A 14,977-nucleotide genomic window follows, 5' to 3' on the forward strand; every position below is an offset into this window, starting at 1 on the left:
CCCACCAACCTTCCCCCTGGAGGTCAGCCGTGACCGCAGAACCCGAGACCACCGCCGTCCCCGCCCTCGACGACCTGCTCGCCGACTCCCCCACCAACTGGGGCAAGTGGGGCGACGACGACGAGGTCGGCGCCCTGAACTACCTCGGCCCCGAGCAGGTGCTGGCCGCCGTCGGGCTGGTCCGGCAGGGCAAGGTGTTCACGCTGCAGCGGCTGATCGGCGACCCGAAGGGCGACCCGGTGTGGCCCGGCCGCTCCCCCGCCGAGCGCACCCAGATCCTCGACGAGTCCACCTGGGACTCCGACGACGCGCCGCAGTACCCCGGCGGCCTGCACTACGCCGACGACAAGATCAACGCCTTCCTGCAGGGCTCCACGCAGTACGACGGCCTCGGCCACGTCTGGTACGGCGGGAAGATCTGGAACGGCTACGACGCCCGCACCACCGTCGGCGGGCTGGACAAGGCCAGCGTCGAGCCGATCGCCCAGCGCGGCGTCGTCGGCCGCGGCGTGCTGCTGGACATGGCCCGCTTCCGGGGCAGGCCCACCCTGGACAAGGGCGAGACGTTCACCCACGAGGACCTGCTGGCCTGCGCGGAGGAGCAGGGGGTGGAGATCCGCAAGCGGGACATCCTGATCATCCGGACGAACTTCCTGCAGCTGTTCTTCGAGCAGGGCGACGCCTTCTACGACGGCTTCAACGAGCCCGGCCTGGTCTACAGCCCGGAGCTGGTGCAGTGGTTCCAGGACATGGAGATCCCCAACCTGGTCACCGACACCATCGCCAACGAGGTCACCACCGACCCGAACACCGGCGTCGCGCTCGTGCTGCACAACGCACTCATGCGCAACCTCGGGGTCACCCTCACCGAGATCGCCGACCTCGAGGCGCTGGCCGCCGACTCCGCCGAGGACGGCCAGTACGAGGGCCTCTACGTCGCCGCACCGCTCAAGGTGCACAAGGGCAGCGGCTCGCCGGTCAACCCCGTCGTCCTCAAGTGAGCCCGTCGTGAGCGTCTACGACGACCGCCCCTGGCTGGCGCTCTACGGCGACCAGCGGCCGGACTACGACATCGAGTTCGGCGACGCCCTGTCGATGTTCCGCGCCGGCGTGCAGCGCGACCCCGACGGCGACGCGCTGCGCTACTTCGACGGCACCGTCGTCCGCCGGGACCTCGACGCGATGACCGACGCGATGGCCGCCGGGCTGCTCGAGTCCGGCTTCCGGCCGGGCGACCGGCTGGCGGTCTACCTGCAGAACGTGCCGCAGTTCGTCATGGCCATGGTCGCCACCTGGAAGGCCGGCGGCGTGATGGTGTCGATCAACCCGATGAGCCGGGCGCGGGAACTGTCCTACCTGCTGGCCGACTCCGGCGCGACGGTGCTGCTGTGCCTGGACACCCTCTACGACGAGGTCGCCCGCGACGTCGTCCCGGGCACCGACGTCCGCCTGGTGCTCACCACCAGCGGGCTGGACCTGCAGACCCGCGACGACGAGCGGCTGTTCGCCGGCGTCACCCGGCAGCGGCACGAGGGCACCACCGACCTGCTCGAGTTCGTCGAGCGGTACCGCGGGCAGGCCCCGCCGCCGGTGGAGCTGGGCCCCGACGACGTCGCGTTCCTGACCTACACGTCGGGGACGACGGGCGTGCCCAAGGGCGCGATGAACACCCACCGCAACGTCGTGTTCACCGCGCAGGTCTACCGGGACTGGGTGCACGCCGGGCGGGACGGCGCGATCTTCGGCATCGCCCCGCTGTTCCACATCACCGGCCTGATCGGCCACGTGGCGGTGAGCATGCTGGTGCCGGCGCCGCTGGTGCTGGCCTACCGGTTCGAGCCGCAGGTGGTGCTCGACGCGTTCCTCGAGCACCGGCCGGCGTTCACCATCGGCGCGATCACGGCCTTCAGCGCGCTGCTCAACGCCCCGGGGTTCCGCAAGGAGCACTTCGACTCGTTCACGTCGCTCTACTCCGGCGGGGCGGCGATCTCCCCGGCCGCCGAGCGCGGGTTCTTCGAGGCCACCGGCAAGCAGGTGCACAACGCCTACGGCCTCACCGAGACGACGTCGCCGATGACGGTGACGCCGTTCGGGTCGCCGTCGCCGGTGGACCCGAACTCGGGGGCACTGTCGGTGGGCGTGCCGGCGCCGAACACCGTCGTCCGCATCCAGGGCGACGACGGGCAGGACCTGCCGCTCGGCGAGGTCGGCGAGATCGTGGCCGAGGGCCCGCAGGTGGTCGCCGGCTACTGGGGCAAGCCCGAGGAGACGGCGGCCAACCTGCCCGGCGGGGCGCTGAAGAGCGGCGACGTCGGGTTCATGGACCCGCAGGGCTGGGTGTTCATCGTCGACCGCAAGAAGGACATGATCAACGCGTCGGGCTACAAGGTGTGGCCCCGCGAGGTCGAGGACGTCCTGGCCGAGCACCCCGCCGTCCGCGAGTCCGCGGTCGTCGGCGTGCCCGACGAGAAGCGCGGCGAGACGGTCAGGGCGTTCGTCAGCCTCAGGCCGGGGACCAGCACCACCCCGGAGGAGCTCATCGCGCACTGCCGGGAGCGGATGGCCGCCTACAAGTACCCGCGCAGCGTGGTCGTGGTCGACGAGCTGCCGAAGACGGTCACCGGCAAGATCCTCCGCCGCGAGCTGCGGGGGACGTGAGACCGGCCGGGTCCCCGCTCTCCCCGGGGCGGGGACCCGGTCACCGCACCGGCGCGCCCGGCCGGTGCGACCGTGCGGGGCGGGCGGCCCGGATCCCGGCCGCGCCGGTGCCCACGACCGCGACCAGCAGGGCCACCCAGACCCACAGCCACGGGTCGTCGGCCTCCACGTCGCGGCGGTACCAGAGCACCACCACGAACTCGAGCGCGCCGAACACGGTGTAGGTGACCGCCGCGACGCCCAGCCGGTCCAGGTCCCGCTCCCGCACCGACAGCGCCGCGGCGAACCCGAGGGCGAGCAGCCAGGCGCCGATCACCTGCGAGCTCAGCGGCGTGATCTCCCACGGCCAGAAGGACGTGACCGCCTCCACGTGGTGGTGCACGGCGAGCCCCCCGGCGAACAGGACCGCGCCGGCCGCCGCCAGCAGCACGCCCTCGACGAGCAGCAGCCCGGTCAGCCCGGCCGGCATCGGCAGCCGCACGGGCGGGCGCCGGCCCCGGCGGACCTCCTGCCCGAGGACCACCGCCAGGCACAGGGCGGGGACGACGAGGTAGACGGCCAGCCAGATCCAGGCCGCCGCCCGGGCGACCGGCCCGCCGGTGAGCAGGTGCAGGCGGTGGGTGTGGATCAGCGTCGCCGCGCAGGTGAGGACCGTGAACAGGGTGACCGTGAGCACCGGCACCCGGATCCGGCTCCACCGGTGCTGCCGGAGGGAGAGGACCGACAGCACCGCGCCGGCGGTGTAGGCGGCGCCGAGGAACGCGGCGGTCGCCTCGGTGCGGATCGACCACGCCCAGAAGCGGTCGGCGACGTCGGCGAGCAGGAGCAGCTGGGAGACGGCGAGCAGGGTGAGCAACAGGAAGGCCGTCAGCAGCCACCGCGTGCCGGGCCGGACCTCGTCGGCGGGGTCCGGCGTCCGCGGTGCGACGGGTTCCAGTGCGACGGGTTCCATCGGCTGCCGCCTGTCGGTCGTGCCCGGCCCACGGTGGGGTCGGCTCGGCGCGCACCCGGCGCCACGACCCGGACCGGCCTCCCAGGCTGGCACGCGCTCCGCCCCGGGTCGAGGGCCGATCGGCTCCCGCCGCTCAGCCGTCGGCGCGGACGTCCTCCGTCCACACGTCCCACCCGAGCCGCAGGACCAGCGCGGTGACCACGACGAGGAACACGACCCGGATGAAGCCGGTGCCGCGGGAGGTCGCCGTCCGGGAGCCGACGTAGCCGCCGAGGGTGTTGGCCGCGCCCAGGCACAGGCCCAGGCCCCAGACGACCGACCCGTGCGGCACGAAGAACGCCAGCGCGCCGAGGTTGGTCGCGACGTTGACGATCTTGGCCTTGGCGCTGGCGTTGAGGAAGTCGTAGCCCAGCAGGTAGACCAGGGCGAACACGAGGAACGAGCCGGTGCCCGGGCCGAGGACGCCGTCGTAGAACCCGATGACCGCTCCGACGGCGAGCGCGGTGCCGTGGTGGCGACGGCCGGTGTGCCGCAGCGCCGTCACCTCCCCGAGGGCCGGGCGGAACGCGGTGAACAGCGCGATGCCGACCAGCGCCACGACGATCACCGGCTTGAGCACCGCGGCCGGCAGCAGGGCCGCCACCGACGCCCCGCAGAACGAGCCGACCAGGGCGACCGCGGCCATGGGCAGCGCCGTCCGCAGGTCCGGGTGCACCCGCCGCTGGTAGGTGACCGCGCTGGTGGTGGTGCCGAACACCGACGCCAGCTTGTTGGTGGCCAGCGCCTGCACCGGGGCCAGCCCCGGCACCAGCAGCAGCGCGGGCAGCTGGATCAGCCCGCCGCCGCCGACGACGGCGTCCACCCAGCCGGCGGCCAGCGCCGCGACGAGCACGAGGGCGAGCAGGGAGGGCGTCAGGCCCTCCGGGAGGAGCAGGTCAGTCACGCGCGCGCCGGAGTCGGTCACGGACAGCCAGCCTCCCCGACGCCGCAGTGGACGCGAGCGCCGGGTCCGGCGAGCCGCGTTGCGGCCGGTCGCGTCCGGCGGTGCGATGGTGCGGTGACAGGGGGCGGGGCGCGCACCCGGGACGAGCGGCCACCCGGCCGTGCAGCGACCGACGCCCACTCGCCGCACCGGCTCACCGCGCGTGACTGGCGCCGGGTCCTGCGCCGCGCCGCGCGCCACGTGCTCAGCGACCGGCTCATGGTGCAGGCGTCGGCGGTGGCGTTCTTCGCGCTGCTGTCGGTCGCGCCGGTGCTGGTGACGGCGGTGTCGGTGTACGGCGTCGTCAACACCCCCGAGGACGCGCTGCACCAACTGTCCGGGGTGGCGGGGATGCTCCCGGACGACCTGCGGTCGCTGGTGGTCGACCAGCTGACGACGATCACCACCGCCTCCACGCACGTGAACACCTGGCGCGGGCTCGGCGGCCTCGTCGCGGCGCTGTGGACGGCGACGACCGCGATGACCTACCTCGTCGACGGGCTGACCCTCGCCTACCACGAGACCGAGACCCGCGGCTTCCTCCGCCGCAGCGCGCTGGCCCTCGTCCTCGTCCTGGGCGGCGCGGTCCTGCTCGGCGGGATCATCGCCGGCGCCGGCGAGGTCTCGAGCGTGCTCGCGGGGGCGCCGGGCGCGGTCCGCGGCGTCGTCCCGGTGCTCACGTGGGTCGCCGCGGCGGTGCTGATGAGCGCCGTGCTCGCCGTCCTCTACCGGCTCGGCCCCGACCGGAAGCAGGCCCGGTGGCGGTGGATCACCCCCGGGGCGGCGCTGACCACCGTGCTGTGGCTGGCGACGACGATCGGCTTCTTCGCCTACGTCCGCAGCCTGGGCGACTACTCCGCGACGTACGGGTCGCTCGCCGGCGTGGCCATCAGCATGTTCTGGCTGTGGACGACGGTCTTCCTCGTGCTCGTCGGCGCGGTCGTGAACGCCGAGACCGAGCGGCAGACCGCCCGGGACTCCACCGTGGGTCCCGAGCGGCCGCTCGGCGAGCGCGGCGCGGTGGTCGCCGACAGCGCGCCGCCCTACCCGGGCGAGCGCTGAGGGCGGCTAGAGGTAGTTGACGTGCACGTGGTCGTAGTGGTTGGCCGTCGTGCCGCCGCGGTCCTCCATCGTCTGCCACGACCCGTTCGGCGAGGACAGCATCCGCTGCTCCCAGATCAGGTAGTCGACGCCGAGCTCGTCCCAGTGCGCGCGGTGGTAGGCGACGATCGCGTCGCCGAGGGCGGCGTCGCTCATGACCATGTAGTCCAGCGCCTTGCCGGAGGGGTGGCCGCCCGGGTCGGCGGCGCTGGCCCGCGTGCCGCCGAGGGTGATCGAGTCCGCCCCCGGCACGTTGCTGACGACGGCGTCCGCGGCGGCCTGCACCTGGGGCTCCACCGGACCGGCGCTGTTGGTGATGCGGGCGACGACCGAGACGGCGGTGGAGCCCGCGGTCTCCGCCGCGCCGGCCTCCTCGTCCGCGGCCTCGGCGGCCTCCTCGTCCGCGGCCGCAGCCTCGGCAGCCTCGGCAGCCTCCGCGGCTTCCGCGGCGGCGGCGGCTTCCGCGGCGGCGGCGGCCTCGGCGGCGGCCTCGGCCTCCGCCGCGGCGCGGGCGGCGGCCTCGGCCTCGGCCCGCTGCCGGTCGACGGTGGCCTGGTCGGCGGCGGCCTGCGACTGCTGCGCCGCGGCCTCGGCGGCCTCCCGCGAGCTGCGGGTGGCCGCGAGGTCCTCGAGCGGCGCGAGGTCGGGCGCGGTGGGCGCGGTGACCGGGCCGGACTGCGCCGACAGCCCCAGTGCCTCGGCGACGGCGACCGACTCGCTCGTCGTCCCGGCCTCGGCGGTGGCGGCCGGCGGCGGGCCGACCAGGACGTTGACCAGGACCGCGCCGGCGGCGGCGACGCCCAGGTACAGGCCCGGACGGCGGTGCGCGGCCAGCGGGCGGCGGCGGGTGGAACGGTTCACGGGCGCGCCGGGGCGGCCGGGGGTGGTGCTCGAGGGCATGGATCGATGTCTCCCGTCAGCCGCCTACCGAGTTAGCTGACGGGTTCGGGCGGGAAGCAACCCTACCCGCCCGGACGCGAGGGTCCGGAGCGGGATTCACCCCAGTACTGCGGTGGGTCCCCGGCTCGCCCAGGGGGCGACTCGGCGGCGACCGCCCGGGTCCCCTGGCGGGGACGGGGCCGGACGGCCTCGGCCACGGTAGCGGCCGTGACCTGTCCGTGACAAACCGCGGCCGTGTTCCGTGGCGGGGACCACGTCCTGGTCAGGCGCGGGCGCGCAGCCGCTCCGCGACGCGGAGCGGGAGCTGCAGGCACCACGCGGTCACCCGCCACGGCAGGACCGCGGCGGCCCGGACGCCGCGGGCGCCGAGGGCGGCGAGGTCGGCCCACTCGGCCGGCCGCGGCGCCGCAGCGGCCGGCGCGGCGGCGGGGTGCGGACCGGCCGGGAGCGGTCCCCCGTCCTCCTCCGGCGTCCCGCCGGCCACCTCGCCCGGCACCCCGTCCGACGGCACGGGCTCCCCCGGGCCCTCCGGCACGAGGACGTCGAGGGCGGTGCGGCGGCGCGGGGCGCGCAGCGAGTCGAACGACGGGATCGCCGGGGACGGCGGCGCGTCGTCCTCGTCGGGCAGCGGCCACAGGCCCACCGCCACGGGCTCGGGGACGACGGCGCGGACGGCGGCGACCATCGCCGGTCCCAGCCCGGGGACGGCCGCCAGCTCGCGGCGGGTCAGCGCGGACAGCTGCTCCACGGTGGTGATGCCGGCGCGGGCCAGCGCGCCCACCGCCCGAGCGGGCAGGCCCAGCTCCCGGACGCTCCCCGTCGGCACGACCCGCGACCTCGTCGACATGGCGTCGGACCCTAGCCCCGGGTTCACCAGGAGGCGTCCGCGGCGCCGTCCGGCGCCGGCTCCGCGGGAGCGGTCCCGGTGGGGCCGCCGTCGGGTGAGGTCGCCGGCGCCTCGTCGGTGGACGTCGTCCCCGCGTCCGGGACCGGGGGCTCCTCCGCCGTCGGCGGGGCGGTGTCCCTGGGCGTCCCGGTCGCGGGCGCCGGGGTCTCCGGCGTCGTGCCGCCGGACGGCTCGGTCTCCGTCGCCTCCGGCGTGCTCCCCGGCGTCGCGCCCGCGGACCCCGTGCCCTCCGCCGGTGTGGTCTCGGGGGTCGTCGCCTCGGGGGTCGTCGCCTCGGGGGTCGTGGCCTCGGGGGTCGTGGCCTCGGGGGTCGTGGCCTCCGCGGCGGGCGCCTCCGGGCTCGGCGCCTCCGGGCTCGGGGTCCCCGGCGCCGGGGCGTCGGGGGTGCTGTCCGCGGCGGGCGCCTCGGACGTCGCGGCCGGGGACTCCGGCGCGGCCTCGTCCGGCGAGCCGGGTCCCGCGCCGGCGGGCGCCTCGGGGGCGGGCACCGCGGTGTCGGGGGCGACCGCGACGAACACCTGCACCCGGTCGCCGGCCGAGAGCTCGACGTCCACCGGGTCCAGCCGCACGACGGTGCCCGGCGCCGCGTCCGGGGTCTGCTCGCTGCGCTGGCCGACGGTGAGGCCGAGGGCGGTCAGGTCGCCGGCCACCTCGGCCACCGGGCGGCCCACGAAGTCCGCGGCCCGCAGCACGATCCCGGCCCGCGGCGTCTCCGCGGCGTCGGCCACCGGCACGTCCCCGGCGCGGGTCGTGGTGAACAGCACGCCCCCGACGACGAGCGCGACGAGCAGCAGCGGCAGCAGGACCAGCGCGCGCCGGCGCCGGCGCGGCTCCGCCTCGGACACGGGCGCGGGGGCCGGCCCGGGCACGGGGGCGGCGGCCGCCACCGGGCGGGTGGGCGGCACCGGGGCGGCCTGGTGGTCTGCGGCGGCCTGGTGGTCTGGGGCGGCCTGGTGGTCCAGCGTCTCCTCGACCGCGGACAGGAAGGCCGCGCCGTCGGGCAGGCGGTCGCCGGGGTCCTTGGTGAGCGCGGACCCGATGAGGTCCTTGACGTCGGGCGGCAGGTCGTCGGGCAGGGGCTCGGGCTGCTCGCGGACCTGCTTGAGCGCGACGGTGACCGGGTTGGTGCCGGTGAAGGCGGCGTGGCCGGTCAGCGACTCGTAGCCGACCAGGCCGAGGGCGTAGACGTCGCTGGCCGGGCTGACCCGCTCGCCGGCGGCCTGCTCCGGGGACATGTACTGCGCGGTGCCGATGACCTGGCCGGTCTGGGTGAGCGGCACGCACTCGGCCGACCAGGCGATGCCGAAGTCGGTGAGCTTCACCCGCCCGTCGGGCCGGACGAGGATGTTCGAGGGCTTGACGTCGCGGTGGACGACGCCGCTGCGGTGCGCCTCCGCGAGGGCGGCCGCGGCCTGGCGCAGCACCGAGAGGGCCGCCCCGGGGTCCAGCGGGCCCTCGGTCTGGATGAGGGTGGACAGCGGCGCCCCCTCGACCAGCTCCATCACCAGGTAGGCCAGGTGCTCGCCGGTGGCGTCGTCGGCGCCCTCGCCGTAGTCCAGGACCGTGGCGATGTTGGGGTGGGTGAGCGCCGCCGCGTGCCGGGCCTCGTTGCGGAAGCGGGCGAGGAAGGTCGGGTCGTCGGCGTACTCGCTGCGCAGCACCTTGACCGCGACCGGCCGGGCCAGCAGCGTGTCCCGGCCCCGCCACACCTGGCCCATGCCCCCGGTGGCGATGAGTTCCTGCAGCTCGTAGCGGTCCCCCAGGGTCCGGCTCCCCTGCTCCACCGTGGTCACTGCCCGACTCCGTCCCGTCCACGCGGCGGGTGCGCCCCGCCTCCTCCGGCCCCCACCGGGAGCTGCGCGGCCGCTCCTCCGCAGGGCGGCCGACCAGTCATCGGTTCCCGGCCGGAGCGCCGGTCAACCACCGGAGCGCCCGCGGCGGCTCCCCCGGTCGCGTGCCGGTGCTTCCCCGGCCGGCTCCCGGTCGGCCAGGATCCGGGCGATCCGCGGCAACGGAGCCGCGGCCGTTCCGGAGGTCGCCCGTGGACTCGGCCCTCAGCGCCGTCGCCCTGCCCGCCGCCCTGGCCGTGATCATGTTCGGGCTCGGGCTGTCGCTCACCGTCGACGACTTCGTCCGGGTCACCCGCCGGCCGCGCGCCGCCGTCGTCGCCCTCGGTCTGCAGCTGCTGGTGCTGCCGGCCCTGTGCTTCGGCCTCGTGGTGGCCGCCGGCCTGGAGCCCGTGCTCGCCGTGGGGATGGTGCTGCTGGCCGCCTCGCCCGGCGGGACGACGGCGAACCTGTTCAGCCACCTGTTCCGCGGCGACGTCGCTCTCAACGTCTCGCTGACGGCGGTCAACTCGCTGCTCGCGGTCGTCACGCTGCCGCTGGTGACCAACCTGGCGGTGACCGTCTTCGACCCGCCCGGCGCCGGGTCGATCGGCCTGCAGTTCGGCAAGACGGTGCAGGTGTTCGCGATCGTGCTGGTGCCGGTGGCGCTGGGCATGCTGGTGCGGCGCGCGGCGCCGGCGTTCGCCCGCCGGATGGACCGGCCGGTGCGGGTGCTGTCCGCGGTCGTGCTCGCGCTGGTGATCGCCGGGACCGTCGTCGCCGAGCGGGAGGACGTGGCCGGGTACCTGCGCGAGGTCGGGCTGGTCGCGCTCGCCTTCTGCGCGCTGAGCCTGCTGACCGGGTTCGCCGTGCCGCGCGCGCTCGGCGTCGGCCACCGGCAGGCGGTCGCGTGCGCCTTCGAGATCGGCGTGCACAACAGCACGCTGGCCATCGCGGTCGCGATCAGCGTCCTCGGCAGCGTGGAGCTCGCCGTCCCCGCGGCGGTCTACGGCGTGCTGATGTTCCCGGTGGCCGCGCTCGCCGGCTGGGCGATCACCCGGGCGTCCCGGTCGGGGGCGCCGGAGCGCGTCGCGTCCTGACCCGCCCGCCGACGCACCAGGGCGGGGACCACCTCCGCGCCGGCGGTACCGGCCGCAGCCCAGCCGAGGACGACCAGCCAGGCCAGCGGGTCCAGCGGCGTGCAGCCGAAGAACCGGCTGAGCCCGGGGGTCTGCACGACCACGGCCAGGGCGGCCAGCGACCCGGCCGCGGTCGCCAGCACCAGCGGGCTGCGCCGCCCGGCCCAGGCGGTCTGCCCGAGCTGGGTGGCGATCAGCGCGGCGAGCCCCATCGTGCTGGCCCGCCGGCGCAGCCCGGTGACGCGGCCGGTGGCCCACGCGCCGGTCGCGCCGGCGGTGGTGGCCACCCCGCGGACGGCGACCAGGCGGCGCACCGCGTCGGCGAAGCCGCGGTACGGGCCGGCGAGCAGCACCGGCGCGAGCGGGTGGCCGGCCAGCGGCCCGCCGTCCGCCGCCGGGGCGGCCGCCCGCGGCCGGGCCACCGCGACCGCCAGCGCGGGGAACATGTCGGTCAGCAGGTTGACCAGCAGCAGCTGCCGGGTGCCCAGCGGCGCCCGGCCGCCCAGCGCGGAGCCGAGCACGGTGAACGTGACCTCGCCGGCGTTGCCCCCGACGAGGATGGCGACGGCGTCCCGGACGCGGGACCACAGCGCGCGGCCCTCGGCGACGGCGTCGACCAGCCGGGTCAGGTCCCGGTCGGTGATCACCAGGTCCGCGGCGCTGCGCGCGGCGGGGGACTCGGCGCCGGCCACCCCGACCCCGACGTCGGCCAGCCGGATCGCGGCGGCGTCGTTGATGCCGTCGCCGGTCATGGCCAGCGTGGCGCCGGCGCGGCGCAGCGCCCCGACGAGCAGCACCTTGTGCTCGGGCGTCAGCCGGGCGAACACCGCCGCCTCGCGCACCAGCGCCGTCCGCTCCGACTCCGAGGCCCGCGCCAGCTGCGCGCCGGTGACCACCCGGCCGGCGTCGGGGACCCCGGCCTCGGCGGCGATCGCCGCGGCGGTCTCCGGGTGGTCGCCGGTGGCCACCAGCACCCGGACGCCCGCCGCGGCCAGCTGCTCGACCGCCGCGGCCGACGAGCCGCGCACCGTGTCGGCCAGGCCCACCAGGCCGCGCAGGGTCAGCCCGGTCGCCGCCGCCTCGAGGTCGCCGGGCCGGCCGTCCACCGCGCGGTCGGCGACGGCGAGTACCCGCAGCCCGTCGCAGGCCAGCTCCCGCACCCGGTCCGCGGCGTCGCCCGGGTCGGTGCACAGCCGCAGCACGACCTCCGGCGCGCCCTTGACCACCAGCCGGCCCGAGCGCAGCGCCGCCGAGAACCCGCGCCCGGTGGCGAAGGGCACCGAGGCCTCCGGCTCGCCGTCGCCGGCCACGCCGCGGTCGGTGGCGGCGGCGGCGACGGCGCGGTCGGTCTCGTGCGCGTCGGCGTCGCCGGCGCCGATCCCCGCCGCGGCCAGCCGCAGCAGGCCGTCCTCGCCGCCGACCGGCTCGTCCCCGACGGGCAGCAGCCGGGCCACCCGCAGCCGGTTCTCGGTCAGCGTGCCGGTCTTGTCGAAGCAGACGGTGTCCACCCGGCCGAGCGCCTCCAGGACCCGCGCGCTGCGCACCACCGTCCCGTCCCGTGACAGCCGCCGGGCCGCCGCCTGCTGGGCGACGGTCGCGACCAGCGGCAGGCCCTCGGGGACGGCCGCGACGGCGACCGCGACCCCGGAGCCGACCGCCTCGCGCAGCGGCCGCCGCCACAGCACGCCGAGCGCGGCCACGGTCCCGCCGCCGGCCAGCGTCAGCGGCAGCACCGAGCGGGTGAGCTCGGCCAGCCGGGCCTGGACGCCGGCCGGCGGCGCCCCGCGCCCGGCCGCCCGCGCCGCCCGGCCCGCCTGGGTGGCCGGCCCGACGGCGACGACGACCGCGCGGCCGGTGCCGGCGACGACAGTCGTCCCGTCGAAGAGCATGCAGCGCCGATCGGGCACCTCGGCGCCCGGCGTCGCCGCCACCGACTTGGCCACCGCGAGCGACTCGCCGGTCAGGCTGGACTCGTCGGCCTCGAGGTCCTCGGCGGCCAGCAGCCGCGCGTCGGCGGCCACCACGTCGCCGGACCCGACGAGGACCACGTCGCCCACCCGCAGCGCGCTCGACGGCAGCTCCTCCGCACCGCCGCCGGTCTCCCGGCGGACGCGGGCGTCCTGCTGCAGCAGCAGCGAGGCCAGCGCCGACTCCGCGCGCATCCGCTGCGCCGCGCCGAGCAGCGCGTTGCCGACCGTGACCCCGCCGACGAGGAACGCGTCCGCGGTCTCGCCCAGCACGGCGGTGGCGCCGGCGCCCGCGCCCAGGACGGGGGTGAGCGGGTCGGCGAGCTCCGCGGCGACGGTGCGGCCGAACCGGACCGGTACCCGCACCGCGGGCACGGCGGTCCCCCGCCGCCACGCCCGGGTGAGCGAGCCGGGCGGGGCGTCGTCGTCCCGGGGCAGCTCCGCCAGCCGGCGCAGGACGTCGTCGGGGTCGAGGGCGTGCCAGGGCGTGTGCACCGACGGGGGCGGCGGGGGCCGCCGGGCGGCGCGGACCGCCGTGGCGGTGCCGTCGAACATCGTCCACAGCGCCGCGGTCTTGCCCGGGGCGGTCGCCCGCCGCTGCCCGGCGCGGGCCGAGCCGACGGCGGCGAGCAGACCGCCCAGCACGTTGCCGGTGACCGCGCTCTGCACCGACCGGCGGGCCAGCCGGCGCGCGTCGGGCACGGCCCGGACCACCCGGCAGGCGTCGGCCAGGCCGGTCCCGGTCACCAGGTCCGCCGCCCAGGCCGGCGCCCGGTCCGGCCGCACGGGGGCCACCGCGACGTCGGCGGCCAGCAGCGCGGCCGGGTCGGCGGAGGAGACCAGCAGCACGCCGTGCCCGTCGGCCTGCAGCCGGCGGACGACGCCGGCGAGCGGTTCGTCCGCGGGCGCGACCTCCCCGGCGACGCCGGCGATCTCGCGGGTGCCGGCGTGCGCGGTGAGCACCAGCCGCGCGCCGGTGCCGGCGGCGGTGGTCAGCAGCGCCTCGGCGTGCGGGTCGAGCTCCGGGGCGACCAGGACGGTGCCCACCCGCCGGCGCCCGGCGTACAGCGTGCGCAGCGCGGCCCCGGGCGCGTCCGGGGCTGCCCGGGGCGGGCCCAGCCGGGTGCCGTCCGCGGCCCCGTCGGCGGCCAGCAGCCGCGCCGCGGCCGTCCACACGGCGGCCGTGTCCCACCCGTCGGCCTCGGCGGTGGCCTCGAGGACGACCGGCGGGCCGGTGCACAGGGTGGCCCCGTCGACCACCACGCAGTCGACGCGGTCGAGCCGGCGGTAGGCGGTGGCGTCCAGGGGCAGCACCCCGGCGCGGCACAGCAGCAGGTCGAGGGTCGCCGCGAAGGACTCGCGGCCCTGCAGCGCGGCCTTCGGCGAGAGCGCCTTGACCAGGTCGGCGGCGCGACCGGGGCGGCCGGTCAGGGCGAGGACGGCCAGCACGGCGCCCGTCGTCGTCGGGCCCGTCCGCGCCTGGTAGCGGTCGACGGCGCCGAGCGGGAGCGGCACCGGCCGTTCCCCGGCGCGGGCCGCCGGGGCGGGGTCCTCGGGCTCGGTGGCGTCCGGCTCGGGCCGGCACAGCTGCTCGTGGCGGCGCCGCCACACCTGGCGCCGGGCGCGGGCCTCGAGGACCTGCTGGGCGGAGGCGGCCGCGTTGAGCGCGGGGATCACCGGGCTCTGGGTCGCGGAGTGGAGCACGGCGGAGAGCCCCTCGAGGACCAGGCGGGTGCCGTGCCGGCCGATCCGCCGGCTGAGCGCGTCGGCGATCCAGTCCTGGGTGTCGACCAGGGTGATCGCGAGCGTGGCGTGCCGCGACAGCGCGGGGACCGGCAGCGCCCGGGCGGTGAGCGCGGCGACGACGCCGAGGGCGTCCACCGCCAGCGCCGTCGCGGTGGCCAGCAGCGGTTCGAGGTCGGCGGGGTGGTCGGCCGGCTCGCGCAGGACGTCGCGGCGGTCGTCGGCGTCCTGCAGCGCGCGCACCGTGCCGACGACGTCCTCCACGCCCACCCGCCGCGTGTCGACGGCGACCAGCGCCCGGCCGAGGACCTCGTTCACCGTGGCCCACTGCACGCCCTCGAGCCGCTCGAGGCGCGTGCGCAGCGTGCGGCCGGCGTCGGGCGGCGCGCCGGGGGTGCACTCGGGCAGCTCGACCTGCACCAGGCCGGCGTCGGCCCACACCCGCGGGGTGTGCCGCCGGCCGTCGGGCTCGAACATCCCGGTGGCGACCTGGGCGAGCTCCCGCAGCCGGCCGGTGGGCAGCGGGTCGGCGCCGGTGAGCAGCGTGCCGGCGGCCCGGACGCCGGAGACGGCGGCCTGTGTGAGGTCGACCGGCCGGCCGGCGATCCGGCTGGTCAGGTCCTCCGCCGTCCGCACCGCGGCGCGGGAGGAGGCGCCGAGCAGGCCGGCGGTGAGCACGGCCGGTGCGGCGGCGACCTGCGCGCCGGCGACCGCGAGGCGCGCCGTGGACGCCAGGGCGCGCCGGGCCGTGGCGGCGCGGTGGAGGACGCGCATCGGCAGCTCCCCCCTGCGGGACACCTGC

10 protein-coding genes and 1 riboswitch are annotated in these 14,977 nt (G+C 77.4%); of the genes, 4 read left to right on the forward strand and 6 right to left on the reverse strand.

What is annotated here, in order from left to right; translation table 11 throughout:
• Positions 1-29 precede the first annotated feature (29 nt).
• A complete protein-coding gene (locus ACI796_RS00835; protein ID WP_456939354.1) occupies positions 30-1,001 on the forward strand; it encodes a cyclase family protein in 972 nt (323 codons plus the stop codon).
• Positions 1,002-1,008: 7 nt separating this feature from the next.
• Positions 1,009-2,658 (forward strand): AMP-binding protein, encoded by a 1,650-nt coding sequence (locus ACI796_RS00840; RefSeq protein ID WP_456939355.1) that lies wholly within the window; start codon positions 1,009-1,011, stop codon positions 2,656-2,658.
• 40 nt (positions 2,659-2,698) lie between these two features.
• On the opposite strand, the gene ACI796_RS00845 is transcribed toward ACI796_RS00840, so the two are convergent.
• Positions 2,699-3,610 (reverse strand): hypothetical protein, encoded by a 912-nt coding sequence (locus ACI796_RS00845; RefSeq protein WP_456939356.1) that lies wholly within the window; start codon positions 3,608-3,610, stop codon positions 2,699-2,701.
• 133 nt (positions 3,611-3,743) lie between these two features.
• Entirely contained in the window at positions 3,744-4,553 is an 810-nt protein-coding gene (locus ACI796_RS00850; RefSeq protein ID WP_456939357.1) for a sulfite exporter TauE/SafE family protein, read from the reverse strand.
• A gap of 114 nt (positions 4,554-4,667) precedes the next feature.
• On the opposite strand from ACI796_RS00850, the gene ACI796_RS00855 reads away from it, so the two are divergent.
• The gene (locus ACI796_RS00855) at positions 4,668-5,654 is read left to right on the forward strand and encodes a YihY/virulence factor BrkB family protein (protein ID WP_456939358.1); all 987 of its coding nucleotides are present in this window, start codon (positions 4,668-4,670) and stop codon (positions 5,652-5,654) included.
• A gap of 6 nt (positions 5,655-5,660) precedes the next feature.
• Here the strand turns inward: ACI796_RS00855 and ACI796_RS00860 are convergent, their stop codons facing one another.
• The 3 genes from ACI796_RS00860 to ACI796_RS00870 form a co-directional block, all read right to left on the reverse strand.
• Positions 5,661-6,593, reverse strand: coding sequence for a hypothetical protein (locus ACI796_RS00860; RefSeq protein WP_456939359.1), 933 nt, complete (start codon positions 6,591-6,593; stop codon positions 5,661-5,663).
• A 6-nt stretch (positions 6,594-6,599) separates the two neighbouring features.
• Positions 6,600-6,750: riboswitch (cyclic di-AMP (ydaO/yuaA leader) on the reverse strand.
• Positions 6,751-6,855: 105 nt separating this feature from the next.
• Positions 6,856-7,440, reverse strand: a complete 585-nt coding sequence (locus tag ACI796_RS00865) for a DNA-directed RNA polymerase subunit alpha C-terminal domain-containing protein (RefSeq protein WP_456939360.1) — start codon at positions 7,438-7,440, stop codon at positions 6,856-6,858.
• Between the two features lie 23 nt (positions 7,441-7,463).
• Positions 7,464-9,293, reverse strand: coding sequence for a protein kinase domain-containing protein (locus ACI796_RS00870; protein ID WP_456939361.1), 1,830 nt, complete (start codon positions 9,291-9,293; stop codon positions 7,464-7,466).
• Positions 9,294-9,541: 248 nt separating this feature from the next.
• Between ACI796_RS00870 and ACI796_RS00875 the strand changes: the two genes are divergently transcribed.
• The gene (locus tag ACI796_RS00875) at positions 9,542-10,426 is read left to right on the forward strand and encodes a bile acid:sodium symporter family protein (RefSeq protein WP_456939362.1); all 885 of its coding nucleotides are present in this window, start codon (positions 9,542-9,544) and stop codon (positions 10,424-10,426) included.
• On the opposite strand, the gene ACI796_RS00880 is transcribed toward ACI796_RS00875, so the two are convergent.
• Complete coding sequence (locus tag ACI796_RS00880) at positions 10,333-14,949, reverse strand: HAD-IC family P-type ATPase (RefSeq protein ID WP_456939363.1); 4,617 nt, start codon at positions 14,947-14,949, stop codon at positions 10,333-10,335. The two genes, ACI796_RS00875 and ACI796_RS00880, sit on opposite strands and share 94 nt — an antisense overlap.
• Positions 14,950-14,977 lie beyond the last annotated feature (28 nt).

Source organism: Geodermatophilus sp. SYSU D00525, assembly GCF_054050475.1.